We start from the raw sequence: 26899 nt of genomic DNA, 5'->3' as shown, positions 1-26899 counted from the left end.
TAATGACGCATTCAGCAGGGTAGTCATCACGCTGAGGGTTTCCTTACCTCTTTTTCTTATCGCTGGCCTCAATATACCGCGGTGAATGCCGATAACGGTCTGACACACTCAGGAGAATGCGCAATGAAATTATCGTTAAACGCCTGCTTAGCCACACTGCTTTTTACATTGTTTGGACAGAGTGCCAGCGCAGAAAGTTTGTCTTCCTCCGGCACTATTAGCTTCAGCGGAGCGATTGTTAATGGCTCCTGTGATATGAATGTGATGCAGAATCCGGCGGCGCTTCAGTGTACCGATCCGATGACCGGTAAAATGGTAGTCAGCACCCTGGATATGACGAAATCGCAAAAGATGGGTCAATTGCCATTCACAGTCGAAACGAAATGGCTTGATGCCGCTAAACGGCAGGGCATGGTTACAGTTACCTACCTCTGATCCCCTTTATTTCCTCCTGAAAGAGTAAAATGCGGCCCGGCAACGATATCAGCGGCTTATTTGCCGCTGATAGACGCAAGCCAGATAGAATGAATTAAGAAATAAGAAGCGTGATTGATTGCCTGCTAATTAATTTATCGCGAGGAGATTACCGCCGCCATTCTGCTTTTTAACACGGCACCCAATAAAGCCATGCTGAAGTCAGGGTTAATATCGAATGGATTTCAAATCCAGGATTAATAACTGGCTCACGCTGCGTTGACCTGCCCGACTAACCGGCCGTTGCAGGAAGAAGGCAGTCTGTTATCCCTCAACCCCTGGGCACCTTTAACACAACGCTTTATCCGGTATTACGGATTGGCTGAATGGTTCGCTGGCGCGGGGCGTCAAACTCCGGCCCTTATCGCAATATGATATGCGTCCACCGCAGCAACGCGGACGGCTACCCGGCTATGCCTGCGTCAACGATTGGCCGTTTCAGGACGCGTTCGGTCCGCTGAAGGCCTGTCTGGCCGCCGCCGGGATGGTATTCATGCGCCTTCTGAAAAACTGCCGCCTCCTGTTGCTGACGGAAGCGCGGGCTGGCAGCAGGCCACGTCAGGAACAATTACTTTAAGCCCTTGATTAAATTAATATATTTCAAAAGTGCTATTCTGTGTGGCAGAGCGAAAACGGTCAGACACGGTTCGATCGCGCTGACAGCAGAATAAATTCTGCCTGCGCCAGTGCGGGCAGAAGCTCAATATTGCGAATACGTTCGCCTTTGTAAGCGGTAAAGGAGGAAGGTAAATGCACTATAGAAAACTGGGTCATTCCGGATTACAGGTTTCGCGCTTTGTACTGGGTACGGTGCCTTTCGGCGGAAAAGCGGGCTTTGAAAAAACCGGCAATGTGAATGCCGCTGAAGCACGACGCTTCATCGATATCGCCCTGGATCACGGCGTCAATATGATTGATACCGCCGATCTCTATTCGATGGGTGGGGCCGAAGAAGTGGTCGGTGAAGCGCTGGGCGACAAGCGCGATCGGCTGATTATCGCCAGCAAAGCTCGCAGCCCGCTGGGCGACGGGCCGAACCAGAGCGGTGCCAGCCGCTATCATCTGATCAGAGCCTGCGAAGCCAGCCTGCGACGTCTGAGAACCGATCACATCGATCTCTACCAGATTCACAACTGGGATGGCATTACGCCGGTTGAAGAGACGTTACGCGCACTGGAAGATTTGGTGAAAAGCGGCAAGATTCGTTACTTCGGCACTTCGAACTACACGGCATGGCAGATGATGAAAACGCTGGGCAGCGCCGAAGTTAACCAGCTGATGAAGCCCATCAGCCAGCAAATTTACTACACGCCGGAGTCGCGCGAAGCGGAGTACGAACTGCTGCCGATGGCGCTGGATCAGGATATTGGCACGCTGGTGTGGGGACCGCTGGGAGAAGGACTGTTAACCGGTGCCGTGAACCGCCACAGCAAAGCACCTGCAACAACGCGGCAGGGAAGCGGCTGGCCTGAGCCCTATGTGCATGACATGGATCGGGCATATGACATTATCGACGTGCTCGCCGGGGTGGGCGCAGAGCTTAACGCTTCGATATCGCAGGTTTGCCTCGCGTGGCTGGCGACCCGACCGGCGATTACCTCGCTGATTGTCGGTAACCGGACAGAAGCGCACCTGCGCGAGAACCTGGCCGCTTTTGACCTTCAGCTCAGCGAGGCGCAGCGGCAGCGCATTGAAAAGGTGACGCGCCCGGCACCGCAGTATCCTTACTGGCATCGGTTTACCAGCGGTATGGATCGTCTTGATCCCGCGGAGCAGGTTTTCCTGGATGAGTACCGTCAGACGCTGGATGAACGTCAGGATCAGGCCCGCAAATAATGTCCACAGGCCACCTCGTCAGGTGGCCTTTTTACTGTCCACCACCCACTTCAGGGAGCAAAACCATGACTTTCCGCTGGCAGGACCGGTCGCTGAGCGCAGATGAACGCGCCGAAAGCGTTCTGGAACAGATGACCCTCGACGAAAAAATGCGCTGGCTCAGCGGACCGATGGCGATCCCGGCGCCGGGTGAAGCCCCGGTTCCGGGAGCTTTAGGGTCAGCGGCCTGCTATCCGGCGATTGAGCGGCTGGGTATTCCGGCAATGCAACAATCGGACGCCAGCCTGGGCGTCGGGAACCTGGCGAACGTGCGGCCTGGTGACAATGCCACGGCGCTGCCCTCATCGCTACTGCTGGGCGCGGGGTTTGACCCGGCGATGGCCGAAACCACCGGCAACATGCTGGGGCGAGAAGCCCATGCCAAAGGTTTTAATGTGCAGCTGGCAGGCGGTGCCAATCTGATCCGCGAACCGCGAGGTGGCCGCAACTTTGAATATATCTCAGAAGATCCGCTGCTGACCGGGATCATAGCTGGCCATTCGGTGAAAGGCATTCAGTCACAGCATGTAGTTTCCACCGTGAAACATTTTGCGCTGAATGCGCAGGAAACCGGGCGCGTGCTGGCCAGTTCCGATATTGATGAACAGGCGATGCAACAGTCGGATCTGCTGGCGTTCCGGATCGCCATTGAACTGGGCGAGCCGGGTGCCGTGATGCCGGGTTATAACCTGGTCAACGGCGAATGGGCCAGTGAAAACCGTCACCTGTTGCAGCAGGTATTGAAAACGGAGTGGGGCTTTAAAGGCTGGGTGATGTCGGACTGGGGCGCAACCCATTCCACCGACAAGGCCGCGCTGGCCGGGCTGGATGTACAGTCCGGCAGCAACATGGACCCGGAGCCCTTCTTTGGCGATCCACTCAGGCAGGCGGTGGAACAGGGACGGATTCCGGCTGAGCGACTGGATGAGATGGTCAGACGGCAGTTAAGAAGCCTGTTTGCCGTCGGGGCGATAGACTTTCCCGCCACGCCGGGCGTGCCGATTGATTACAGTGCCCATCGGCTGATCGCCCAGCGGTCGGCGGAAAACGGCATCGTACTGCTGAAAAACAGAGATCGCTGCCTGCCGCTGGCGCTGAATCTGCCGCGTCTGCTGGTGGTGGGCGGCCATGCGGACAAAGGGGTGTTATCCGGCGGTGGTTCCTCTTCGGTTACGCCGATTGGACATTATGCCGAACAAGGGGCCGCTATCATGGGCGTGGCGGTGCCAAAAGTTTATCATCCCTCATCTCCGCTACACGCCATCCGCTGTGAATTGGGTGCCGCACAGGTGGAATATCTGGAAGGCCACGATCACGACGCCGTTGCCAGCCAGGCCGCCGCCGCTGATGCAGTGATAGTGTTTGTTGAGTCGTGGAATACTGAAGGGCAGGATCTGGCCGATCTGACGCTGCCAGACCAACAGGATCAACTGATCTATGCCGCGGCACGGGCTAATCCCCGCACCATTGTGGTGGCAGAGTCGGGTGGCCCGGTTAAAATGCCGTGGCTGGATGAAGTCGGCGCGGTGCTGGCGGCGTTTTATCCCGGTTCCGGTGGCGGCGAGGCGATTGCCGGCGTGCTGTCTGGGCGGGTGAATCCATCCGGACGGCTGCCGGTAACCTTCCCGCAAGATGAAAATCAACTGCCGCGCCCGGCGATGACCGATCCGACTACCACCACCTCCAATCCCGGCGAGCCGCTGCGCGGTGGCGTGTTTCATGTCGATTACAACATTGAAGGCGCAGATGTGGGCTACCGCTGGTTTGAACGGGAGAAACTGAATCCGCTGTTTCCCTTTGGTTATGGTCTTTCCTATACCCACTTTACCGCCCACAGCCTGCAGATCACCCAGCAGGATGCGCGACTGCACGCCAGCGTCGTGATCAAAAACAGGGGCGATCGGGCTGGCGCAACGGTGGCACAGCTCTACGGCCGACGCATCAGTGATCCCAGCCAGACGTGGCGACTGGCAGGCTTTCAGAAAGTGATGCTTGAAGCGGGCGAAGAGCGGACGATACCGATTGGAATTGAACCCCGTTGTCTCGCCGCGTTCGACGTCAGCAGCCGGGACTGGCAGCAGATGACAGGTGACTATCAGTTCAGGCTGGCTGACAATGCGCTTGATGAAGGCATCAGCCTCACCCTGACGGTGACGGCGTGACAGCGCCAAGTGAGGCGGCAGGGCGCTGAAAGACAGAGCGGGACGGTGGCAGTGGCTGTTTCACCGGTGGTTTTGTGCTAACGCATTGACTTTTAATCCCGCTCGCCGAGAATGTCCCTTTTGCGACCTGACCAGATTTTACTGGAGTTCATCATTGCCGTTTATTCCCGTCCCGGCCTGACCGGGACCTTGATCAGGCGAGGCGCAGCGCTGGCTGCTGCACTGCTGCTGGTCAGCTGCGCCTCTCAACCACCACGTTCGCTGGTTACGCCTTTTCCGCCAGTGACAAAGTCACCGCAGCCAGTCACGCCTCAGCCTCCTCAGCCGCAGATAAAACAACCGGTGCGCGGCGTCTGGTTAGCCACCGTTTCGCGTCTCGACTGGCCGCCGGTGGAATCGGTCAACGGCATTCCGGCCGCCCAGCGCATCAGTCAGCAGCAGCGGGCGCTAATCGCTAAGCTGGATAACCTGAAAAGTCTCGGCATCAATACGGTGTTCTTTCAGGTAAAACCCGATGCAACCGCGCTCTGGCCATCAAAAATTCTGCCGTGGTCAGATTTGCTGACCGGCAAAATCGGTGAAGATCCCGGCTACGATCCGCTGCAGTTTATGCTGGATGAGGCGCATAAACGCGGCATTAAGGTACACGCCTGGTTCAATCCCTACCGCGTGTCAGTGAATACCAAACCTTCAACCGTCAGCGCGCTGAATCGTACTCTGTCGCTGCATCCGGCCAGCGTATTCGTGCTGCATCCTGACTGGATTCGCACCGCCGGGGATCGTTACGTGCTTGATCCCGGCATTCCGGCTGTACGTGACTGGATCACCAGCATTGTGGCGGAAGTAGTCGCTCATTATCCGGTAGATGGCGTGCAGTTTGATGATTACTTTTATGCCGAATCGCCCGGTTCGATGCTCAATGACAGCCAGACATTCCGCCGCTGGGGCCAGGGTTTTGCCTCTAAAGCCGACTGGCGCCGCCACAATACGCAGCAGCTGATCGAGCAGGTTTCCCGCACCATTAAGCAACTGAAGCCGGATGTCGAATTTGGCGTCAGCCCGGCTGGCGTCTGGCGCAACCTGTCCCACGATCCTGCCGGTTCGGACACGCGCGGGGCGGCGGCGTACGACGAAGCTTATGCGGATACCCGTCGCTGGGTTCAGCAGGGGCTGCTGGATTACATTGCTCCCCAGCTCTACTGGCCGTTTTCACGCCAGGCGGCCCGTTACGATGTATTAGCTAACTGGTGGGCTGAGGTGGTGAAGCCGACTAAAACCCGACTCTATATTGGTCTGGCGCTGTATAAAGTGGGCGAGCCGTCGAAAATTGAGCCTGACTGGACGCGGCAGGGCGGCGTGCCTGAACTGAAAAAGCAGCTTGATCTGAATGAATCCAACCCGAATATCGATGGCACCATTTTGTTCCGGGAAAATTATCTCAACCAGCCGCAAACCCAGCAGGCGGTCGGATATCTCAGAAGCCGCTGGGGTCGCTAACATCGGGCGCAACCGGATGACCAGTGCGGTTAAGTTTTCTTACTGTGAATACTGCTATTCTCATGTTTTATATGGGGGAACTATGAGCGACCTGATCGATATTTTTACCAGCCACAAAAGTGAACGCAGTTTTACAGAACAACCTGTCGATGATGCCGTACTGGATCGTATTATCAGTACCGCGTATCGCGCACCGACATCGGTTAACTCGCAGCAGGTCTCCGTGGTGGTCACCCGTGACGCCAGCCGGCGCGCGCAGATCGCCGAAATAGCCGGCGGTCAGCCGTGGATTGCTAAAGCACCGGTGTTCATTACCTTTGTGCTCGATATGCATAAATCGGATCTGGCGATATCGGCCATCGATCAGCAGCAGATTGCTCATCAGAGCATTGAAAGCATCGTTTCCGGATCGACTGATATCGGCATTGCGCTCGGCTCGGTGATGGCCGCCGCGCGGGCGGAAGGTCTGGGGATTGTCCCGATTGGCGGTATCCGTCGCGATCCACAGGCGATGATTTCGCTGCTGGAACTGCCACCTCTGACCTTCCCGATTGCCGGTGTGGTCATCGGTCACGTTGATCAGCCTGCGCATCAGAAACCGCGTCTTCCTATGGCGACCTTCCGCCATGAAGAGACCTATCGCACGGAGCACATGTCGCAGCACATTGCCGCCTATAACGACGAAATGGTACAGCACTGGAAAAACATCGGTCGCAGTGACGGTGAAAGCTGGAGCGAAAGCGTCAGCGGTTACTATAAAAACATCTATTTCCCGAACGTGTTGCCTGCATTGCTTAAACAGGGTTTTGGCAACGATAAGTAATGGCCGGGCTATAACGCTGACAGTCTGATATCTGCCGCACTCAGGGCCATCCGTAACAGCGATTACGGATGGCCTTTTTTCATTTTGTTACTATAACGCTCCGTGACTTTACGCGGTGTCACCCATAATTTCCCTTTTAACCGAAGCGCTAAGGCTTTGCGCCGCGCTCTGAAGGGAAATCCAATGTCACAGCGTTCTCTCTCAGCACTTTGCCTGATGAGTTTTTTTCTGGCCGATGTCCGGGATGGTCTGGGCCCGTTTTTAGGCATTTTTCTGACCGAACGGCATTGGCGGGCCGACGAAATCGGCCTGGTGATGACCTGTGGCGGTATCGCCGGGCTGCTTGCCACCTTGCCTGCCGGGATCGCAGCGGACGCCACCCGGCAGAAGAAGCTGATCGTTCTGCTGGGTTGCCTGGTGATTACCATTGCGACACTGCTGCTGTGGTACAGCAATCAGAGCTGGACCGCCATGGTGTCGCAGGTTGTGGCGGGCGTTGCAGCGGCTTTTATCGGCCCGACGGTCTCGGGTATCACACTCGGATTAACCGGTCAGCAGGGATTTAATCAGCAGATGGGCCGCAATGAAGCTTTCAACCATGGCGGCAATACCGTCGCTGCACTGCTGGCAGGTTTCTCCGCCTGGTACTGGGGAATGGGTGCGGTATTTATTCTGATGACGCTGATGGCGATTTTTGCTGCGGTAGCGACGCTGGCCATTCGCGGTGATGAAATTGATCATCAGGTAGCGCGGGGATATGAAAAGGATCAACAGTCTGACCCGACCACGGGAATAACAACGCTGATGCGCCAGCCAGCGCTACTGATAGCCGGCATTACGCTGCTGCTGTTTCATCTTGCCAATGCCGCATTACTGCCGATGCTGAGTATGCGTGTGGCTGCAGCGGGCGCGCAATCGGCGGTCAGCCCTGGCCTGTACGCGGCAGCAACGGTGGTGATATCGCAAGCGGTGATGATACCGGTAGCGCTTTGGGTGTCAAAACGGATTGGTCAGCAGGGCTATCGCCGGCTGATTATGGTGGCGCTGTTGATTTTACCGTTGCGGGCACTGATAGCCGCCGGCTTCGCCGAACCGATATTTGTGATTCCGGTGCAGATGCTGGACGGCATGGCGGCCGGCATACTGGGAGTAGCGGTGCCCGGTTATATCGTTGCGTTATTGCGCGGTACCGGCCATGTGAATGCCGGTCAGAGCGTGATTATGCTGATGCAGGGCGCGGGCGCTGCACTCAGTCCGGCGATGACCGGTGTCATTGCCGCACGTTATTCTTACAGCATCGCTTTCTACGTACTGGGTGCCATTGCACTCGCCGCGGTTATCCTGTGGTGGCGCAGCGGGCCTGCACGCGCCATCCGTCTCGCCTGAGCAGAAACAAAAAAGGCTGCCCATTGGGCAGCCGTTTCTGGCAAATCCGTTTGCGACCATCCGTTATTTATACAGTTCTGCGGTCATGTGAACACGGTTGTTGGTGTTCGCTTCCGTAATTTTATATTGCGCGCCCTGTTCCTGAGCCTGGGCAGCGATTTTAGCTTCCGCGCCATCCAGGGTTGATGAGGTGACAGACACGCTCTGAGCGAAGCTGCCGAAGGAGATCAGTGAAAGAGCGGCAAGGGCGGCAATCGAAGTAGCTTTAATGGTTTTCATGGTCATCTTCCTTTGGGTTAGTGAGGAGGTTGTTGGCCTCCGATGGGAAGAATAATAACCCAGGTTACCATATCAATAGTGACAATTAGTGCGGTAATGATGATCGCGCTAACTACTTGCGGAGCCTTCTGCCAGGCTCTGCGCGACTTCCGTCATTAAATGACGCAGCCAGCGGTGCGCCGGATCGTCGCGGTAACGCGCGTGCCAGCCCATCTCGACCGGAAATGTGCCGAGATCGACCGGCGCAGGCAGAACTTTCAGCCGCGGATCTTTTGCCAGATGCTGGCAGATAAGGCGCGGCAGCGTTGCACAATAATCAGTTACCGCAATCATTTCCGGCACCGCCAGAAAATGGGTGACTGAAACGGCAACCTGACGGCGCAGACCGCGCTGTTCAAGCGCCTGGTATAAGCCGGCCCGCATCCGGCCAGGTGGCAGCACGTTAACGTGCCTGAGCTCTTCATACTGTTCCGCAGTCAGCCGGTCAGTGACGTCGGGATGATCGGCACGCACTACGCACGCCAGCCCCTCACTCATCAGGTGCTGCACCACCAGATTATCAGGCGGATCAATGATGCGTCCCAGCACCATATCGGTGTTACCTGATATCACGCCGGTTTCCGTCACGTCGTTGCCAAACGGCGTCAGCCGCAGGCGAATACCCGGCGCGATAGTCCGCAGCCGCGATACGATGGTCGGCATCATGACAAATTCAACGTAGCTATTCGGAGCCAGGGTAAAAAGCCGGGTCGCAGAGTGCGGATCAAAATCCTGCTGATCGAGGATAACCTGATCGATAGCGCCCAGCGAAGCCGCAACCACCTGTGCTAGCTGCTCAGCCTTGGGGGTAGGGCGCATACCGTAGCGCTCGCGAATAAACAGCGGATCGTTAAGCGTTTCCCGCAGGCGGTTTAGCGCATTGGAGAGCGCCGGCTGGGTAATACCGAGCCGCTCCGCAGCGCGGGTGACGTTGCGCTCTTCCATCATCACCAGCAGGACAGGCAGTAAATTCAGATCGTATTTCATTGAGCTATAATGCTACGTGAATAGCTGAAATTGAAGAAATAAATTTCAGAAATATGTTCAGCCAGGTGATGATTGTCCGGTCAACAGAGACACGGTGGTTTTGTCGCCGGTTCCGAACCCTAACCTTAGCCTGACCCGATGCACATAGACGGAGCAAATATGAAAATTTTAATGGTACTGACCTCACATGATGAACTCGGCAACACCGGCAAGAAAACCGGTTTCTGGCTGGAAGAGTTCGCTGCCCCATATTATGCCTTTACCGATGCAGGCGTGGATGTCACGCTGGCCTCACCCAAAGGCGGTCAGCCGCCACTCGATCCTAAAAGTGATGAGCCGGATTTCCAGACCGAAGAGACTCGTCGTTTTCATGGTGATAAAGAGACTCAGGCGGTACTGGCCTCTACTGTCCGTCTGGACTCTGTTTCTCAGGACGCGTTTGACGCCGTCTTCTATCCGGGTGGTCACGGTCCGCTGTGGGATCTGGCCAATGACAAAAACTCTATCGCTTTGATTGAGCAGACGCTGCAGGCGGGTAAACCGGTTGCGCTGGTCTGTCATGCGCCTGGCGTACTGCGTGATGTCAAAACGGCTGATGGCGAACCGCTGGTGAAAGGAAAAAAAGTGACCGGCTTTACCAACTCTGAAGAAGAGGGTGTCGGTCTGACCAATGTGGTGCCATTCCTGGTAGAAGACGTGCTGAAACAGCATGGCGGTATCTACTCCCGCGGAGATGACTGGTCATCTTATACGGTACAGGATGGATTGCTGATCACCGGTCAGAACCCAGGTTCTTCGGTTGAAACCGCACAGCTGCTGCTGAAAAATCTGGCTGGCTAACGTCACGGCGTGTAGTGCGCAGCATCAATCCTGTCAGGCACCGTCAAGGTGCCTTTTTTTTGCCTGCGATATCAGTAGCCAGCGTGTTCTGGTGAGGCCATCCTGCTGTCATCTCCATGCTATGCTCAGCGCTAAAGTAAATAGGCATCACAAAATGATATAATCACCCAGCTAATTATTAATGGTTGATAGGTTAGAGATCTATATTTAGCCGCGTTGTTAAAAGCTGCGACTTATTATGCCTGGCTCCCAAGGGCTATTTCTGACCCGCTGGCGCTACTGACGATATAAACATGTCTTTAAAAACAGTGTTGACTTTGAAATTTAAAAACGTAAAGTAAGATACATCAGAGGCAAACAAGCCGTCTCTGATAGAGAAATAGTAAGTTGAAGGTTGAGTTAAATTAGTCACCACTCCTGTTATATCGAGTCATTTATTAATAGCACTGTTGTATCGCGTTACCGTTAGATTCTGTAGCAGTATGTTGTGTTGTAGTAAGTTTGTTGTAAGTGCTTGAAGTTGAAGTTGAAGTAAGAAGTAGTCGCGATGATGTAAGGCCTCGTAGTTCTGAACGTTTACGTTACGACAGGATACGATTGCGGTTTAAACGTCGTAATGAAAGTAAGGCAACGCATCAAAGAGTATATATCGCGATGGGGGTGTGCAGGTTTATCCGGGCCTGACCTGTCTTTGTCTCATAAAAGACTATCAGGTGGTGAAAACCGCTAATGATAATGAGTGACATTTCGTATTCGTTATTATCCGCAGGACCTGTTCATAAATAGCAGTACCTAAGCAGTAAGTCTCAATTAAGTTCGTTAATGGTAAATGTTAAATTGGCAGTACCTTAAAAGCCCTGGCTATCTCAGTCAGGGCTTTTATCATTGGAGCCGCTGACGATAAAGCATGGTGTTATGGGTAGTGTTATGGGTAAAAGTATCGGTCACACTGCGGACTGCACGCTAATTCTCCTTTCAGCAACAGTGATCCTTTTCATCTCCTGCTCGTGCATAGACGGGTATCGGCTCGTCGTTACTGTCGTTGCTGGTAATCTTCTTCCTGTTGAATCTCTTTATTACTTCTTCTACGTGCAGCATCAGCACTTCCAGTCGGGCGAAACCGGATATCAGAATGCGTCGTGCTGGCTGATCGACCTGAGACAGATGCGTTCATTTTCACAATCGCGATCACGTCAGCGGGTGCGGCCAGTCATAACCGGACTGTGGAGGAGCTGATCAACGTTTCGATGACCCAGGGAGCGCTTTTTCAGGCCCGCTTTTTGCTGTTCAGTTCCGCCAGTCGTAAGCCGCTACGTTTTACATCGCGTTTAATTTTTTAATCAAAAGTAAAAAAATGTTAACCCGCTATCAGAGGGGAAACTTATATCGATGACGAGTAACTCATTATCATCAATATACTTTTAACCGCTTCCCGTTTTGCTTAAGGATATATCGCTATCGCTTCGCCTAAATAGAAATCCGTCCCCGCTGTTTGTAATAGCCTTGCAGGTCGCAGAGGCCCGGCTAGACTTATCACTGCAACACGAAAACGGCTGGCGTAATAGAATTATGCTGGTTGCCATTAATCAAATGACAATATGTTCAGGAGGAAATTATGGCCGAACATCGTGGTGGTTCAGGTAACTTCGCAGAGGATCGTGAGAAAGCATCTGAAGCAGGTAAAAAAGGCGGACATAACAGCGGCGGTAACTTCGCTAATGACCGTGAAAAGGCTTCAGAAGCCGGTAAAAAAGGTGGCCAAAACAGCCATGGTGGTGGACGTAAGTCCGAATAAAAAGCCGACTATACGGTCTTTTTAACCATCAGCCCCGGCGCTCTGCCGGGGCCTGTCGTTTTACCGTTTCGATATAAAAAAAACGCTTCGTTATTATTCCGTCACCTGCAGCGTCATCTTATTTTCCGGTTAGTTAAACCTGATTGCTCTCTGTTTAATGTTATCAGATCCGCCGTTTCGTTATTTCCTGACTTTTTCACTCTTCTGTAATCAATAAATCCCTCTGGTTTAATAGCATAGCGCTAAACCCTTCGATATCATTATTTATCTGTTATCACTTTTAACGCCCACCAGAGCTGAAAAATCCTGTTCCGTTGCGCTTATGTTACTGAGCGAGTCGTGGATGTAACCAAATCTGTCGCCTCGCTGGCCGTCGAGATTAACAACTGCCGTAGCCACTGATGGCCCTTATGGCGATGGGTGCGTTCATGCCAGGCCAGGGTTTTGGTAAAGCCAGCAACAGGCAGAGGAGGCGGCAGGATGATCAGATCGGCTCCGTTAAGCGCAAGGCGACGCGGCACCACACTGATTAAGTCGCTCAGCCGCAGAATATCGGGTAATACCAGAAAGCTGCAGACAGAGAGCGTGACCCGGCGGCGGCGGCCAAGCGCTGCCAGCGCCTCATCGGTCACGCCAGAAAAACTCCCGCCGGGATAAGAAACCAGCGCATGATCATACGCACAGAAGGCATCCAGGGTGAGCGGTCCATCTGCTGCCAGTGGGTGATCGTCGCGTAGCAGACACACATATTCTTCGTCGAACAGTCGCCGGCTATGCAACTCCTGTGGCGTCGTATCCGGCGTCAGCAAGGCCATATCCACCTCACCGCGCACAAACTGCTCCTGCAATGTCGCATTATTGACCGGCACCACAGCAACCCGGATTCCGGGCGCTTCGCGCCGCAGCTGAGCCATGAACGGGACAACGACTGCACGCAGCGCATAATCTGTCGCTGCGATGTGGATCGTCATTTCAGCGGTTAACGGATCAAACTGTTGCGGCTGGAGCAGCTCATCCACTTCCGCCAGAATCGCTTTAACCGGGCCAGCCAGTTCCAGCGCCCGCAACGTCGGCACAATACCGCGCTGCGCACGGGTGAACAGCGGATCATCAAAGCTCTCACGCAATCGGGTAAGCATGCCGCTTACTGCAGGTTGGGTCAGCGACAGGCGTTCAGCGGCACGGGTCACGCTGCGCTCATCCAGTAACGCATCCAGCGCTTTCAACAGATTCAAATCCACGTTCTGAAGTGTGGTGCCCATTTATCCTCACAACCGGCCAGCCAGCATCGGCATTATGATATTAGTTAAAATAATATCACGGATAATTTATTGCGATTGGCGTTATTTCATGGCCCGCCCGACACTAAGCCTGTCCGCTGCAACGCCCGGCGATGCAGCTTCCAAACTAATTGAGGGTCGAAAAAATGAAAATGAACGCAATTGTCTGGCCAGAAGGTTTTGTCCCGGGTTACACCGATAACTTTTGCTCGAATGAAGTGATCGTGAAGGATCTGACCGTCGAAGATATCTGGCACTTACTGAGTGAACCGGTGCGCTGGTCTGATTATTATGCCAATTCAGCCAATGCTCGTTTCTATGACCATAAAGGCCCGGTGCTGGAGCAGGGCGTGCGCTTCTATTTCGAGACCTTTGGCTTTCCGGTAGAAGCGCAGGTCACTGAATGTGTGGCGCCAGCTGAAGGTGAGGCCGCACGTCTGGCCTGGCATGGCTGGGCCGGTGAACCCGGTGCCGCCGATCGCCTTGATGTGCTGCATGCCTGGCTGATTGAAGCTCTGCCGGGTAACCGGGTGCGGATTCTGACTCAGGAGACGCAAAACGGACAACCGGCCCGCGAGTTAGCCGTCACCAAACCAAATCCGATGATCAATGGACATCAGGAGTGGCTGGATGGGCTGGTGGCTGCGGCAACATCGGCTAAAGCCTGAGCCGGACGAGCTGATCCGCCTTCATGCTCAGACCCAAACCTGCCATCCCTTTAGCCAGCGGCAGGTTCGCGCACCGCACAGTGCGCCCGCCATGTTATCGACGTCCGTTGCGATTGATCGGTTGCCGGAGAGAGGCCTTGCGCTGCGGCTATCCGTCTCACGGCACTTACGGAAAATCAGGAGCATGACAAAGGCTCATCGCAGTCGCGTCAGAATATTTTTGCTGATGCGTGACGATGACGCCTGCTTCAAAATATTCCTAAAGGAATAACGTTTGGCAGGTCTCACTCTGTAATCTGAAATTAAATCGTTTTCAGGCTGTTAATTTCCAGAGAGGAGTGCTATGAAAGCGAAGATATTAGTTGTGGTGAAGTGTAAATAAATCCTGCTGGAATATGTAATATAAACTGTATCTATATCATCGTGTTAAGTACGTCCTGTTCCTGAGGTTTTTTTAAAAAGAAACTTTCATCCAGCCGCATCTTGCCATTTTTTACAGTTTCACATGGTAAAAATAATTTCCTGAGCCATATTAATTAATCCAGGGTGAATCACCTGGCTGATGAATAATGCCTGTTACTTTCCCGTTATTTTAAAAATATCTGATGATGTAAGGGACTGATATGAGCTCTGATTCCATTAACACGCTTTCCACTGATTTGTCTCAGTTTGTCGGCACGCACTTTGTCTACACCTACGACAACGGCTGGAAATATGAATGGTATGCACGTAATGAAACCACCTGCGATTACCGCATTCATCAGGGGCTGGTGGGCGGTCGCTGGGTGACTAATCAGAAAATGAATGCGGTGCAGTTTGCGCCAGGCATTTACAAGGTTGACTGGCACGAACCCACCGGAACCTGCGTCAGCCTGCTGTTTGATCTGTCACGTAAGATCGTTCACGGCACCATCTTTTTCCCGCAGTGGATTGCTGGCGAAGGTCAGCATCCGGAGAAGACGATTTGTTATCAGAACGATTTTATAGAAGACATGCATCGCTTCCGCGATGAAGGTCCCGCTTATCCCTACGTCATAATTCCTGAGTTTGCTGAGGTCACTTATATGAAAAATGAGGGCGCAGACAACGATGAGGTGATCAATAAAGCGCCGGGCCAGTTGCCCAGCGACTTTTTTGACGGTAAGTAAGCGATAAGGTTACCCGTCCTGCTGCGGGCGGGTAACCGGCGACTGCCGTGCCAGCGTCCGGGCCAGTATTGAGGAGTAAAGAGGTTTGCCGCCAAGAAACTGTGCCAGCAGCGTGGCGCCCAGGCAGGTAATAATCATCGGCAAAATCAGCTGGTAGTTATCGGTCATCTCCAGCACCAGTACAATGCCGGTCAGCGGCGCACGCACTGATGCGGCAAACAGCGCACCCATACCGGCGATAGCGAAGGTACCAGGATCGAGCTGGTAGAGCGGGAAGAGCCCAGTCATCACCACCCCAAACGCAGTACCCAGCAGCGTGCCAAGCGCCAGCATCGGCGCAAAGATGCCGCCCGGCGCACCGGAGCCAAAGCAAAGCAGCGTGGTGATCAGCCGGACGATAAAAATCAGCAGCAACAGGGCGAGAGGAAAGATTCCATGTACCGCCTGAGGAATCAGTTCTGAACCGCCGCCCGCGCCCGGCGCAAACAGCAGTGACATCACACCGCAGCCGCCACCGAGCAGCGCGCCAGCCAGCAGGACGCGAGCCGTTTTACCGGCATACAGGCGGGCAAACAGATCCTGTGTCAGAAATATCAGACGATTGAATGCGACACCGACCAGGCCAATCACCATCCCCAGCACCAGATAGAGCCACAGCGTCTGTACCGGCGCATCTGCCAGTTTGCCCACCGAGATCACCGCCTGCTCACCGTTAAAGCAGCGATAAACGATGCTCGCCATGATCACCCCGGTGAACACCGCTTTTATCGAGATCAGGTTATAGCGAAACTGAGGGCGCATCTCTTCGATAATAAACAGGATACCGGCCAGCGGCGCGTTAAAGGCGGCTGCCAGACCCGCCGCCGCCCCGGTCGCCAGCAGCGTATGACGCGTCTCGTTGCTGCGCAGCCCAATGATATCAATCACCATCCGGCCAATATTGCCGCCCAGCTGAACGGTAGGGCCTTCCCGGCCCAGCACCATTCCGGCGCCCAGCGTGCCCAGACCGCCAAAAAATTTCACCGGAATGACTCGCCACCAGCGCACCGGTCGCAACTCCTCCAGCGCCCCTTCAATTTCAGGGATGCCTGAGCCGCCTGCTTCAGGGGCAAAACGCTTCACCAGAAAATAGCCGACCATCGCCAGAACGGCTGAGACTGCAAACGCGACTGCATAGAGCGACGCGCCCTGCAGCAGCGCCGGAGAGATGTTATCAGCTCGCCACTGCTGTATCGCCTGAACTGCGCTGGCAAACGCCACGCCAGCCAGACCGACCAGCGTACCAACCAGCGCGGCACAGAACAGCACCGCCAGTGGGGTTTTATCGCGATAGAGCAAAGCACGAAACATCCGGCTGCGCGCAGCCAGCGTGCGGGGAACATAGACCGACTGCGGTGATTCTTCATTCATGCGGAAAGGTTCTTGTTTGTATCAGACCAGGCCTCACAGTGTACTGAGTGACGCCGGGAATACAAAACATCATGCGAATGCCTTGCCGATCTGAAGCGCTGGCGGTTATCCCGCCTGCGGTGGACATACCACCTGGGCCATCCGTTCGCGGTAGGCTGAGTTATCGTTATTTTTAAGCGCCTGCGCTGCCGCAATTAACGGCGTTTTATCCTGCGGGTCATTCAGGAAGGTCTGGCGCAGGGCGTCATCTGAAAGGTCGGGTGGCAACTGGCATTTCTGACGCAAATCATCGGTAATCTGCTGTTCCTGAAGGGCAAACTTCAGCGTTTCATAAGCCGATTTAGCCATCGCCAGCGGGCTAAACAGCAGTGAAATAATCAGGGCGGTGCGTACCACTTTAATCATGATGATCTCCGGAGGATTGCAGATCTGAGCAGGTCTTCAGCCGTTTTCAGTTAGCACTCATTGCGATGAGTGATTAGCCTGAAAGCAATATCGTTAACGGATTGCAGTCAACGAGCCGCAATTGACTCACTAATCATAGCAATACTGGCGCTACAGGGAGCAGAGATGCAGCCACATTCCACTGAAATTCTCGCCGCAGATTGTTGTATCGTCGGCGGCGGCCCGGCCGGATTAATGCTGGGCTATCTGTTTGCCCGTGCGGGTCTTCGGGTCGTCGTCATCGAAAAGCACGCCGATTTCCTGCACGATTTTCGCGGCGACACCATTCATCCCTCGACGCTGGAGATCATGGCTGCGCTCGGTTTATTAGAAGGTTTACTGAAGCTGCCGCATCAGCGCGCGGAAAAACTGGAGGCGGAGATCGCGGGCCAGAACATCACCATGGCGGATTTCTCGCGACTGCCGGTGCAGTGCCGTTTTATCGCCTTTATGCCGCAGTGGGATTTCCTGAATTTCCTTGCGGCAGAAAGCGCCCGCTACCCCGGTTTTACGCTGCTGCAATCAACGGCGTTTGAAGATTTTCTCTACGATCATGACAGCGTCAGCGGCGTGATCGCCAGCCGCGGCGACCAGCAACTGCATATCCGCTGCAAAGTGGTGATCGGCGCCGATGGTCGTCACTCACAGGTCAGAGCGCGAGCCGCACTCACCAGCCAGACATTCGGCGTTGCGCGTGATGTTATCTGGTTCCGGCTGAGCAAACAGCCAGACGATCCTGTGTCTGGCATGGGACACAAAGGTCCGCGGCAAAACTTTATCGTGATCGATCGCGGTGACTACTGGCAGTGCGGCCTGACGATTCCGAAAGGCGAATTTGAGACGAAAAAAGCCGCCGGCCTTGAGACTTTTCTTGCTGAGGTTGCGGCGATTTCGCCGTTTGGTGCCGGACGCATCAACGAAATCACTCACTGGGATCAGTTTAAGCTGCTGTCGATTCGCATTGACCGGCTGGATAAGTGGGCCCGGCCTGGCGTGTTATGCATTGGTGATGCCGCTCATGCGATGTCACCGATTGGTGGCGTTGGCGTCAATCTGGCGATTCAGGACGCGGTGGCGACGGCTAATCTGCTTACCGGGCCGCTGCTGGCCGGTGAACTGACGCTGCGCGATCTGGAAAAGGTCCAGCAGCGTCGGCAATTTCCCACGGTGGCGACGCAATTCCTGCAAATTAAAATGAGCCGTAATAAGGCCAGACGCAAATCGACCCAGGGCAGTAAAATCCCGGCGATAATCCGCCGCCTGCCGTTTCTGCGTTTTGTCTTTGGCCGACTGATTGGGCTGGGTTTCCGTACTGAAACGCCGCTGTTGCACAAGTAAAGGAAAGAAGTAAATGGTTTCGACAGCGATCAGATATCATGCGACACTGTTTCACGCTGAAATTAATGTCAGCCTGCATCGCTACCTGTCTGAAATTTGGGCGCTAATTAAGTCTTATTAAGCGAGATTATTTTCGGTTTTGCGCCTGTATAGGGGATATTTCAGTGCATAACGATCAAAATGGCAGTGACGAAAAACGTCTCAAGGCGGTCAAAGCACTCTTGTCACCTGATGAAACCCGCGATCAGGTGCTGGAGAAATTTGTTCATCTGGCCAGCCAGGTATTAGGGATCTCCGGCAGTTTTATTTCGATTATTGACGACCATAATCAATATATTAAGGCCTCGCGCAATTTCGACCTAAAACAGTCGACCCGCGATGAGTCCCTGTGCCGCCACGTTATTGATGGCGAAGGGCATCTGGTGGTGTTCGACACTCTGCTGGATTCACGCTTTGCTGTGCACCCGTTTGTGGAAGGTGAGCCGCATATCCGTTTCTACGCCGGGGTTTCGCTTGAGAACCTCGACGGTGCGGTGCTGGGTACGTTGTGCGTCACTGACACTCAGCCGCATTCGTTTTGTGCAGAGAAGCTCGACACGCTGAAGCTGCTGGCCAGACTGGTGACCTCGTTTCTCGATGCCTGGAACAATGCCGGTTTCGCCGATGTCATCACCCATCTGCCTAACCGGCCACGGCTGATCCGCGATATTCAGCAACTGTCGGTCACCGCACCCCACAGTCGCTTTCGTCTGATCCTGATCGACTGCATCGATATCCCACGCGCCTATGAATTGTCGCGCACCGTGGGCATCGCGCCGATGGAAAAACTGCTGCGACAGATGGCGGAGCAGGTCACTGCGCGGCTTGATTTGCCTGCGGGCGAAACGCTTTACTCATTCGCGCCCGGCCGTTTTGCGGTGATCCAGCCCTGGTCAGGTCGCTATACCGCACACAGCATGATTGAGGTGCTGCAGGGGATGAAGGCGGATCTGGCAGAAAATATCACCCTCGATCTGGATATTTTTACCGGCGAAACTGATTTTGTACCCGGTCAGGTCAGTGCCAATGAGATGGTCCGTCAGGCGGTCAGTGCGCTGCATGAAGCGATTGATGAAGGTATCAGCACAATGTCTTTTGATGAGAGCTACGATACCCGCCGGACTGAAGATTTCATGATCATGAACGATCTGGCGCTGGCGCTGAAAAAAGATGAAGGTCTCTACCTGGCTTATCAGCCCAAAGTCTGCCTGAAAAGTGGCAAGACGGTGGGGCTGGAAGCCCTGATTCGCTGGCATCATGCAGAACGTGGCGAACTGTTCCCGTCGGAGTTCGTCCCCTTAGCCGGCAAAACCAACCTGATTTCCGATCTGACTAACTGGGTCATCGACCATGTTATCGATCAGCTGGCGCGCTGGAACCGTGAATACACCCTGATTCCGGTGTCGATTAACGTCAGCGAGCGGGATTTCTCGAAAAAAGAGTTTGCCGATTCGCTGGTGGCGAAACTGCAGGCAGCGCAACTGCCCGCCTCGGTTATTGGCATAGAGTGTCTGGAAAATGAGCTGATCACCGGGAATAACATCGCTATTCATGGCCTGGAAGCGCTGAAATCGCACGGCTTTGTCATCTCGCTGGATGACTTTGGTACCGGCTACAGTAACATCAGCTACCTGCAGGATATTCCGCTGGACGTGATCAAAATCGACATGTCGCTGATTTCCCGGATGGCGGAAGATGACTCGTCAAAAATCATCGTCAAACGGATTATTCAGATGCTGAAAGAGCTGAATTATACCGTGCTGGCTGAAGGGGTTGAGACTGAGGCAACGCTGGGGTTACTGAAGGAGTACGGATGCGATCAAATTCAGGGCTACTTCTTCTCTAAACCGCTGCCCGCCAGTGATATTGAGCACTGGCTGTATCAGAAACCGCTCTGATGTGAAGCCCGCAGCCACCGCTGCGGGCTTCATCGGTCAGTCACCGCCGATGGCGTAGTGCTCAACCGGGGTGATTTGCTTGATCAGATGGTTATCATATAAAAATTGCTCATAGGCCTGATAACGGGCGCGGTCCAGCTTAACCGGGTCGTCTGCAAACAGCGGCAGTGAGGCCCGCCACGCCTGATGATTTAACGGCGTATTCAGTTCAGGATGCGCGCCAGCAAACGCCTGCCAGCTGGCTTCCGGATGCGCTTTTAATTCTGCCACACCCCGTTTTAGCGCCCGCATAAACTTCTTAATTTTCTCCGAATGCGCGTTGTCGCGGTTAGCGACAATAATCAGCTCGTCATAGGCGGGAACGCCATAATCCTCAACGTTAAACACCACCGGCTGTTTACCCTGTAGCCTGATTTCAAGCGCTTCGATATTGCGATAGCCGCCAATAACCGCGTCGACTTTGCCGGTCAGCAGCGCGCTGGTCAGCTGGAAGTTAACGTTGATCAGCTGTACCTCGCTGGACTTCACGCCGTCGTGCTGCAGCATGGTATCGAGCGTCGCCTGTTCAATGCCACTAACCGAATAGCCAATCCGCTTTCCCTTCAAATCAGACGGTTTTTTCACGGTCTTATCCAGAGTAATCAGGGTATTCAGCGGGGTATTGATTAGCGTGCCGACCCGCATCAGCGGCAAACCCTGATCGGCAAAAAAGTGCAGCTGCGGCTGATAGGTTATGGCCAGGTCCGCCTGCTTCGCCGCCACCAGTCGCGGCGGCAGTGACGGATCGGAGGGCGGCACGATCGTTACCTCCAGTCCTTCCGCTTTAAACGCGCCGGTTTGCTGCGCCACCATAATCGGCGCATGGTCCGGATTGATATACCAGTCGAGCATCAGGGTCAGTTTTTCCGCCGCATGCAGCGGGCTGGAGAGGGCGGCGCTGATCATCAGCGCTGACAGAACAGGTTTTAGCATTGGTTTATCTCGCAGATTAGAGGTCATGAGGCACTCTCAGGAGCCCAGTCGATCAGGCGGTGAAGCAGGGCATCGACGGCCAGCCATAGCGCCAGCGTCATCAGCACCAGAATAAACAGCGCAGCAAAACAGATATCGCTCTGCATCCGGGCATTGGCGTTCAGCATCACATAGCCCAGACCTTCTGCCGAACCCACCCATTCGCCAATGATCGCGCCAATCGGCGCCACCGCCGCCGCCATTCGTAATCCGGTGGCTAAGGCAGGCAACGCAGCTAACAGCCGGACGTGACGCAGTTGCGATGCGCGTGATGCGCCCAGCGTCTGCGCCAGATCCAGATAGCCGGTTGGTGCGCGCCGCAGACCATCATAAAAGGCCGAAGTTACCGGAAAGAAAATCACCAGCACCGCCATTGCCACTTTGGCGCTCATGCCAAAGCCAAACCACAGCACCAGCAGCGGAGCCAGCGCAAACACCGGAATCGCCTGGCTGGTGAGGACCAGCGGCATCATCCAGCGTTGCAGACGCGGCGAAAACGTCATGCCCAGCGCCAGCAGAGCGCCGAGCGCGATGCCGGTGATCATCCCGCAGAGGATCTCGGTGAGGGTAATCAGGCTGTGATAGCCGAGCCAGGCTTTGTTCGCCCATAACGCCTGTGCCACCGCAACGGGCGAAGGCAGCAGAAACGCCGGAATCGACGTCAGGGTGATCAGCCACCACAGCGCAATCAGTCCACTAAACAGGGTGATGCCGCGCCACATTCTGGCTAAACCGTTAAGCTGTTTCATCCGGCCACCTCTGACAGTGACAGTTTTTGCAGTAGGGCTGCCTGACTCTCTATGACGCCGATATCGTTCGGCACGCGCGGCGGCTGGCCCGGCAACGGCTGACAGGATTCCAGACCGGAGGCGCTGAGTATCAGCATCTGATGGCTCAGCCGACAGGCTTCCGCCGCATCATGGGTGATCAGCAAAACGGTATGATGTGCCAGCACCTCCGCCGCCAGTGTCTGAATCTGATGGCGGGTCAGGGCATCAAGTGCGGAAAAAGGCTCATCCATCAGGACGATCGGTTTGCGCGCATACAGCGTGCGGGCCAGCGCAGCCCGTTGCCGCATCCCGCCGGAGAGCGTCGCGGGCCGCGCCGTTGCGTGACGATGGAGACCTACCCGCTCCAGCAGATGTTGCGCCCAGAGGCGGTCCGGTTTTTCACCCTTCAGACGGCTGGCAAGGCAGACATTTTGCTCAATGCTCAGCCACGGATAGAGCAAATCCTGCTGGCCCATCCAGGCGATCCGGCCAGCCAGCGGCAGGCCATCACTGCCGCTAATCACTCCGGATGTCGGCGGCGTCAGGCCAGCGATGACGCGCATCAAGGTACTCTTTCCGATACCGCTGGCACCGAGCAGGGCAGTGAAACTTGCCGGGAGAATCTCCAGACTGAGCCGGTCAAACAGCCGATGCGCGGCAAAATCGACGCAAAGGTCACGGATTGAGATGCCGGGCGGCAGTAATGCTCCTGAGTCGCTCATGGTGACAAAGGGGATTGATGATTGAGCCCCATCTGCCAGAAGGCAGATTCCAGTTGGGTGGCGGTGGTGAAGAGGGTTGCCAGCCGTTCAAAACGCGCTGCGCCGGCGCGCTGCCGGGCCAGCGTTTCGAACAGTTCCAGTGAGGCTCTGACGCCTGCCAGATAATCGGCATCGCCATAATTCTCTATCCAGGCGGCATAAGGATTACCGTCGAACAGCGTGGCGGGAGCCTGTAACAGCCTCAGGCCGATTTCGGCATAGCCTGCAACGCACGGCATCAGCACGGTCAGCAGCTCCAGCGCATCTCCACTGTGGCCGACATCCAGCACGTAGCGGGTGTAGTTGAATGTTTCAACCGCTTCGGTCTGACTGAGCAGCGCGGCTTCGCTGATCCCCCATTGCTGGCAGTAAGCCCGATGCAGCGGCAGTTCATTGACGATGGCATTGAGAGAGGCCGTTGCGGTTCGCAGCGCGACCGGATCGTGCAGTTTGCTGACCAGCAGCCCATAGGCGCGGGCAAAATGCAGCAGGAACAGATAATCCTGGGTAAGGTAATGACGAAAGGCGGCCGCTGGCAGCGTGCCCTGAGCGAGCTGCTGTACAAAATCGTGAGAGACATAGGCGTGCCAGTGATCGCCAGCCCGTTGTCGCAGGCGGCCATAAAAGCCGGTTTCAAAAAGTGAAAGTGACATGGGATCTCCAGTGACTGTTGGTTAACGAAAAGTGTTAACTCAGGGAGATCCGGGCATACGGTGAAGAACAGGCAATGATGCAGGAGATGTTGCAGAAGACTCTGCCGACCCGTCCCTTCGCTGGCATGACCCAGATCAGGTTCAAAGGGTTCGGTTTGCACCATCTCAGCCCATAACAGGACACCCCTCGGAGACGTTTGTTATACGATAATTGTCAGCGGAATACAACGGCACGCCGCCGGCCTGCAACAGCCGATGGCACCGCTAAACCGCTGCGGTTTAGCGGGCTAAGCCAGTGACGTTGTCACTCAAGATCTTCACCGTTACTGGCGATCACCTTTTTATACCACCAGAACGATTTTTTCCGACTGCGGGCCAGCGTTCCCCGGCCAAGGTCGTCCCGATCCACATAGACAAACCCGTAGCGTTTACTCATTTCACCGGTTGATGCGGCCACCAGATCGATGCAGCCCCAGCTGGTATAGCCGAGCACCGGCACGCCATCGGCGATGGCGTCGCCCATCGCCCGGATATGCTCACGCAGATAGCTGATGCGGTAATCATCTTCAATCTCACCCTGAGCGTTAATCGTATCCCGTGCGCCAAGGCCATTTTCCACCAGGAACAGCGGCTTCTGGTAGCGGTCATACATCATATTCATGGTGATGCGTAACCCAAGCGGATCGATGCCCCAGCCCCATTCGCTGCGCGTCAGATGGGGATTAGTCAGAGACTTCACTACGTTGGCGGCGCTGCTGTTAAGCTCGTTCATCTCCGCCGACGCGCAACGCGAGGCGTAGTAACTGAACGAGACAAAATCGACGCTGTTTTTCAGGATTTCCGCATCGCCGTCGGCTATCTCCAGACTGACTCCTTTTTCACGGAATAGCCGCGCCGCATAGGCGGGATAGTATCCGCGCGCCTGCACATCAATGAAGAACAGGTTTTCGCGATCTTTCTCCAGTGCCGCCCAGACATCTTCCGGTTTGCTTGACCAGGGATAGAAATTGCCGCCCGCCAGCATACAGCCCACCTGATTCGCCGGGTTAGTCTCATGGGCGATTCGGGTCACCAGCGCGCTGGCCACCAGTTCATGATGGGCGGCCTGGTACTTCACCTGGTCGTGATTTTCATCCGCCTCAAATACCAGTCCGGCCCCGGAGAACGGGCTGTGCAGCAAGATATTGATCTCATTAAAGGTCAGCCAGTATTTCACCAGACCGTCAAAGGCCTCGAAACAGCTGCGGGCATAGCGGGCAAAAAAGTCGATCATTTTGCGATTCCGCCACGAGCCATATTCGGTCACCAGATGCATCGGTACGTCAAAGTGGCACAGGGTGACCAGCGGTTCGATATTGTATTTCCGGCACTCTTCAAACACCGCGCGGTAGAAGGCAATCCCCTCCGGATTCGGCGTCAGTTCATCACCATTCGGATAGAGCCGGCTCCAGGCGATGGAGGTGCGAAATACGCTGAATCCCATTTCCGCCATCAGCGCGATGTCTTCCGCATAGCGATGATAGAAATCAATGGCGTCATGGCTGGGGTAAAACTCATCCTCGCGCAGGGTGAAACGCCGCTCCAGCCCGAGTTTCACCGGCATCCGATGCGGGCCGTGGGGGATCATATCAACGGTGGTTAAGCCCTTTCCGCCTTCACGATAGCCACCCTCAGCCTGGTTGGCGGCTAACGCACCGCCCCATAAAAATCCTTGCGGGAATCTTGATTCAGACATGACATCCTCTGGTTTCGGGTCAGCATGGCCCATTAGTTAGCGTTAATCGCGTTGGTGCGCTCGGATGCAGGCGTTGCTGCTGGCGCGGGCGACGGTTCGGTTTCAGGGATGTCCTCGAAACCTAAAATCAGCGTCAGCACAAAGGACAGTACCACCGACAGCACCATCACGGCGGCAACCCAGACCATAGACATAGGGTTGGCGGGATCGAAAAATTGTACGCTGGTAAACAGGCCAGGCGAGGCCATTGAATGACTGGCCAGTCCGCCAATCCCGGCCACCGCACCACAGATAAAGCCGCTGATTAAGCAGGCGATCAGCGGACGTTTTAGCCGCACCGCTACGCCATACAGTGCCGGTTCCGAAATGCCGGCAATGATCGCTGATGCCGCTGCGGCCAGCGCGGTCTGGCGCAGTTCGCGATTTTTAGTCCGGAATGCCACCGCCAGCGACGAACCGCCCAGCGAAAGATTGGCACCAATTTCTGACGGCATCACCATGCCCTCTTTACCGGTTTCTGCAATGGTCTGAATGATGGTTGGGGTAAAAACCCGGTGCATCCCGGTCATCACCAGCAACGGCCAGATAGCACCCATGATGGCGACCGACAGCCAGCCGAGATAACCGTGAACGGTATAGACCAGCGCTGAGATGCCGCTACCGATCCAGATGCCAATCGGCCCAATCAGCACAATCGCGATTGGGGCGGCAATCAGCACAATCAGCATTGGCTTGAGGAAGTTTTTGGTCACGGCTGGGGTAATGCGATCCACGCCGCGCTCAATGTGCGACAGAATCCAGGTCATCACCAGTGCCGGGATCACCGTATAGGTATATTTCACGGCGGTCACCGGAATAAAGGCAAACTCCACCGGCTGGCCCTGAGCCGCTTTCGCCATCAGGTCAATGAAGTTGGGATGCACCAGCACGCCGGCAATGGCTATCGCCAGCGACATGTTGGTTTTAAATTTCAGCGCGGCCGAGGCCGCTACCATCACTGGCAGGAAGAAGAAGGCGCCATCGCCAATGACGTTGAGTATCACCAGCGTTGATGAGCCTTTTTCAAACATGCCCGCCATATCGAGGATCATCGCCAGCAGCTTAACCATCGACCCACCAATGATGGCGGGAATCAGCGGTGACATGGTCCCGACCAGCGCATCCAGAATGCCGGCACCGATCCCTTTCAACGTCAGCTTACGCTTAACCGATGCCGACGAGGACGCGGAGGGCGAGCCGAGCTGCATCACCGCCTGATACGCCTGCGAAACATTATTGCCAATGATCACCTGGCATTGGGTGTCGTTATGTACCACGCCCATTACGCCATCGATGGCCTTCAGCCGGACGAAATCGACCTGGGTCTGATCTTTGACCACAAAGCGCAGGCGGGTCATGCAATGCGTAAGCGCTTCGATATTGGTGAGGCCACCTAACGCGTCGACAATCGCGCGTGAAACCTCGTCATAGTTTCTGGGCATGGGGGATCTTCTCTGTAGGGTAATCGGTCAGTGTTATGTTTTTTTGCCCTGTGTCAGCGGCGAATAGGAAACCGGTTTCACAAAATCATGAAGATCTTTACTGACG

General features: G+C 55.0%; 23 protein-coding genes and 1 riboswitch. Of the genes, 12 read left to right on the top strand and 11 right to left on the bottom strand.

What is annotated here, in order from left to right; genetic code table 11:
* Positions 1–123 precede the first annotated feature (123 nt).
* The 6 genes from LZU96_RS20010 to LZU96_RS19985 all read left to right on the top strand — a co-directional run bounded on the left by LZU96_RS20010 (position 124) and on the right by LZU96_RS19985 (position 8217).
* Positions 124–435 (top strand): type 1 fimbrial protein, encoded by a 312-nt coding sequence (locus LZU96_RS20010; RefSeq protein WP_233988300.1) that lies wholly within the window; start codon positions 124–126, stop codon positions 433–435.
* A gap of 789 nt (positions 436–1224) precedes the next feature.
* On the top strand, positions 1225–2310 hold the full coding sequence (locus LZU96_RS20005) for an aldo/keto reductase (RefSeq protein WP_233988299.1): 1086 nt from the start codon (positions 1225–1227) through the stop codon (positions 2308–2310).
* A 65-nt stretch (positions 2311–2375) separates the two neighbouring features.
* Positions 2376–4511 (top strand): glycoside hydrolase family 3 C-terminal domain-containing protein, encoded by a 2136-nt coding sequence (locus LZU96_RS20000; RefSeq protein ID WP_233988298.1) that lies wholly within the window; start codon positions 2376–2378, stop codon positions 4509–4511.
* 120 nt (positions 4512–4631) lie between these two features.
* A complete protein-coding gene (locus LZU96_RS19995) occupies positions 4632–6008 on the top strand; it encodes a glycoside hydrolase family 10 protein (RefSeq protein ID WP_233988297.1) in 1377 nt (458 codons plus the stop codon).
* Positions 6009–6090: 82 nt separating this feature from the next.
* Positions 6091–6831 carry a nitroreductase family protein gene (locus LZU96_RS19990; RefSeq protein WP_233988296.1) on the top strand — a complete coding sequence of 247 codons (741 nt, stop codon included), beginning with the start codon at positions 6091–6093 and terminating at the stop codon, positions 6829–6831.
* Positions 6832–7014: 183 nt separating this feature from the next.
* On the top strand, positions 7015–8217 hold the full coding sequence (locus LZU96_RS19985) for an MFS transporter (RefSeq protein ID WP_233988295.1): 1203 nt from the start codon (positions 7015–7017) through the stop codon (positions 8215–8217).
* Positions 8218–8280: 63 nt separating this feature from the next.
* On the opposite strand, the gene LZU96_RS19980 is transcribed toward LZU96_RS19985, so the two are convergent.
* Positions 8281–8496 carry a YdgH/BhsA/McbA-like domain containing protein gene (locus LZU96_RS19980; RefSeq protein WP_031375549.1) on the bottom strand — a complete coding sequence of 72 codons (216 nt, stop codon included), beginning with the start codon at positions 8494–8496 and terminating at the stop codon, positions 8281–8283.
* 108 nt (positions 8497–8604) lie between these two features.
* Positions 8605–9522: a LysR substrate-binding domain-containing protein gene (locus LZU96_RS19975; protein WP_233988294.1), complete on the bottom strand. Its 918-nt coding sequence runs from the start codon at positions 9520–9522 to the stop codon at positions 8605–8607.
* A gap of 159 nt (positions 9523–9681) precedes the next feature.
* Between LZU96_RS19975 and LZU96_RS19970 the strand changes: the two genes are divergently transcribed.
* Positions 9682–10362 (top strand): type 1 glutamine amidotransferase domain-containing protein, encoded by a 681-nt coding sequence (locus tag LZU96_RS19970; RefSeq protein ID WP_233988293.1) that lies wholly within the window; start codon positions 9682–9684, stop codon positions 10360–10362.
* Positions 10363–11977: 1615 nt separating this feature from the next.
* Positions 11978–12157: a general stress protein gene (locus LZU96_RS19965; RefSeq protein ID WP_233988292.1), complete on the top strand. Its 180-nt coding sequence runs from the start codon at positions 11978–11980 to the stop codon at positions 12155–12157.
* A 320-nt stretch (positions 12158–12477) separates the two neighbouring features.
* Here the strand turns inward: LZU96_RS19965 and LZU96_RS19960 are convergent, their stop codons facing one another.
* Complete coding sequence (locus LZU96_RS19960; protein WP_233988291.1) at positions 12478–13419, bottom strand: LysR family transcriptional regulator; 942 nt, start codon at positions 13417–13419, stop codon at positions 12478–12480.
* A 170-nt stretch (positions 13420–13589) separates the two neighbouring features.
* Between LZU96_RS19960 and LZU96_RS19955 the strand changes: the two genes are divergently transcribed.
* On the top strand, positions 13590–14105 hold the full coding sequence (locus LZU96_RS19955) for an SRPBCC domain-containing protein (protein WP_233988785.1): 516 nt from the start codon (positions 13590–13592) through the stop codon (positions 14103–14105).
* Positions 14106–14728: 623 nt separating this feature from the next.
* Positions 14729–15253: a phenolic acid decarboxylase gene (locus LZU96_RS19950; RefSeq protein WP_262287746.1), complete on the top strand. Its 525-nt coding sequence runs from the start codon at positions 14729–14731 to the stop codon at positions 15251–15253.
* Between the two features lie 9 nt (positions 15254–15262).
* On the opposite strand, the gene clcA is transcribed toward LZU96_RS19950, so the two are convergent.
* Entirely contained in the window at positions 15263–16663 is a 1401-nt protein-coding gene (gene clcA, locus LZU96_RS19945; RefSeq protein WP_233988290.1) for a H(+)/Cl(-) exchange transporter ClcA, read from the bottom strand.
* A gap of 105 nt (positions 16664–16768) precedes the next feature.
* Complete coding sequence (locus LZU96_RS19940) at positions 16769–17068, bottom strand: YicS family protein (protein ID WP_233988289.1); 300 nt, start codon at positions 17066–17068, stop codon at positions 16769–16771.
* 165 nt (positions 17069–17233) lie between these two features.
* Here LZU96_RS19940 and LZU96_RS19935 point away from each other — a divergent pair, with 165 nt between their 5' ends.
* The gene (locus LZU96_RS19935) at positions 17234–18445 is read left to right on the top strand and encodes an FAD-dependent oxidoreductase (protein ID WP_233988288.1); all 1212 of its coding nucleotides are present in this window, start codon (positions 17234–17236) and stop codon (positions 18443–18445) included.
* A 164-nt stretch (positions 18446–18609) separates the two neighbouring features.
* Positions 18610–20382, top strand: coding sequence for a GGDEF and EAL domain-containing protein (locus tag LZU96_RS19930; RefSeq protein WP_233988287.1), 1773 nt, complete (start codon positions 18610–18612; stop codon positions 20380–20382).
* Positions 20383–20418: 36 nt separating this feature from the next.
* Here the strand turns inward: LZU96_RS19930 and LZU96_RS19925 are convergent, their stop codons facing one another.
* From LZU96_RS19925 to ascF, 6 genes are all read right to left on the bottom strand, one after another.
* Entirely contained in the window at positions 20419–21354 is a 936-nt protein-coding gene (locus LZU96_RS19925) for an ABC transporter substrate-binding protein (RefSeq protein WP_233988286.1), read from the bottom strand.
* Between the two features lie 23 nt (positions 21355–21377).
* The gene (locus LZU96_RS19920; RefSeq protein ID WP_233988284.1) at positions 21378–22142 is read right to left on the bottom strand and encodes an ABC transporter permease; all 765 of its coding nucleotides are present in this window, start codon (positions 22140–22142) and stop codon (positions 21378–21380) included.
* Entirely contained in the window at positions 22139–22885 is a 747-nt protein-coding gene (locus LZU96_RS19915; protein ID WP_233988283.1) for an ABC transporter ATP-binding protein, read from the bottom strand. Before LZU96_RS19915 ends, LZU96_RS19920 begins: the two co-directional genes overlap by 4 nt.
* A complete protein-coding gene (gene tenA, locus LZU96_RS19910) occupies positions 22882–23577 on the bottom strand; it encodes a thiaminase II (protein WP_233988282.1) in 696 nt (231 codons plus the stop codon). Before tenA ends, LZU96_RS19915 begins: the two co-directional genes overlap by 4 nt.
* 95 nt (positions 23578–23672) lie before the next feature.
* Positions 23673–23775: riboswitch (TPP riboswitch) on the bottom strand.
* A 106-nt stretch (positions 23776–23881) separates the two neighbouring features.
* Positions 23882–25312: a 6-phospho-beta-glucosidase gene (locus LZU96_RS19905; RefSeq protein WP_233988281.1), complete on the bottom strand. Its 1431-nt coding sequence runs from the start codon at positions 25310–25312 to the stop codon at positions 23882–23884.
* 32 nt (positions 25313–25344) lie between these two features.
* Entirely contained in the window at positions 25345–26793 is a 1449-nt protein-coding gene (gene ascF, locus LZU96_RS19900) for a PTS cellobiose/arbutin/salicin transporter subunit IIBC (RefSeq protein ID WP_233988280.1), read from the bottom strand.
* Between the last annotated feature and the right edge of the window lie 106 nt (positions 26794–26899).

It is taken from the genome of Pantoea agglomerans (genome assembly GCF_021397715.1).
In the GTDB taxonomy this organism is placed as follows: Bacteria; Pseudomonadota; Gammaproteobacteria; order Enterobacterales; family Enterobacteriaceae; genus Pantoea; species Pantoea astica.
Note: the sequence above shows the minus strand (reverse complement) of the source record. Positions and strands in the feature narration are given on the sequence as shown.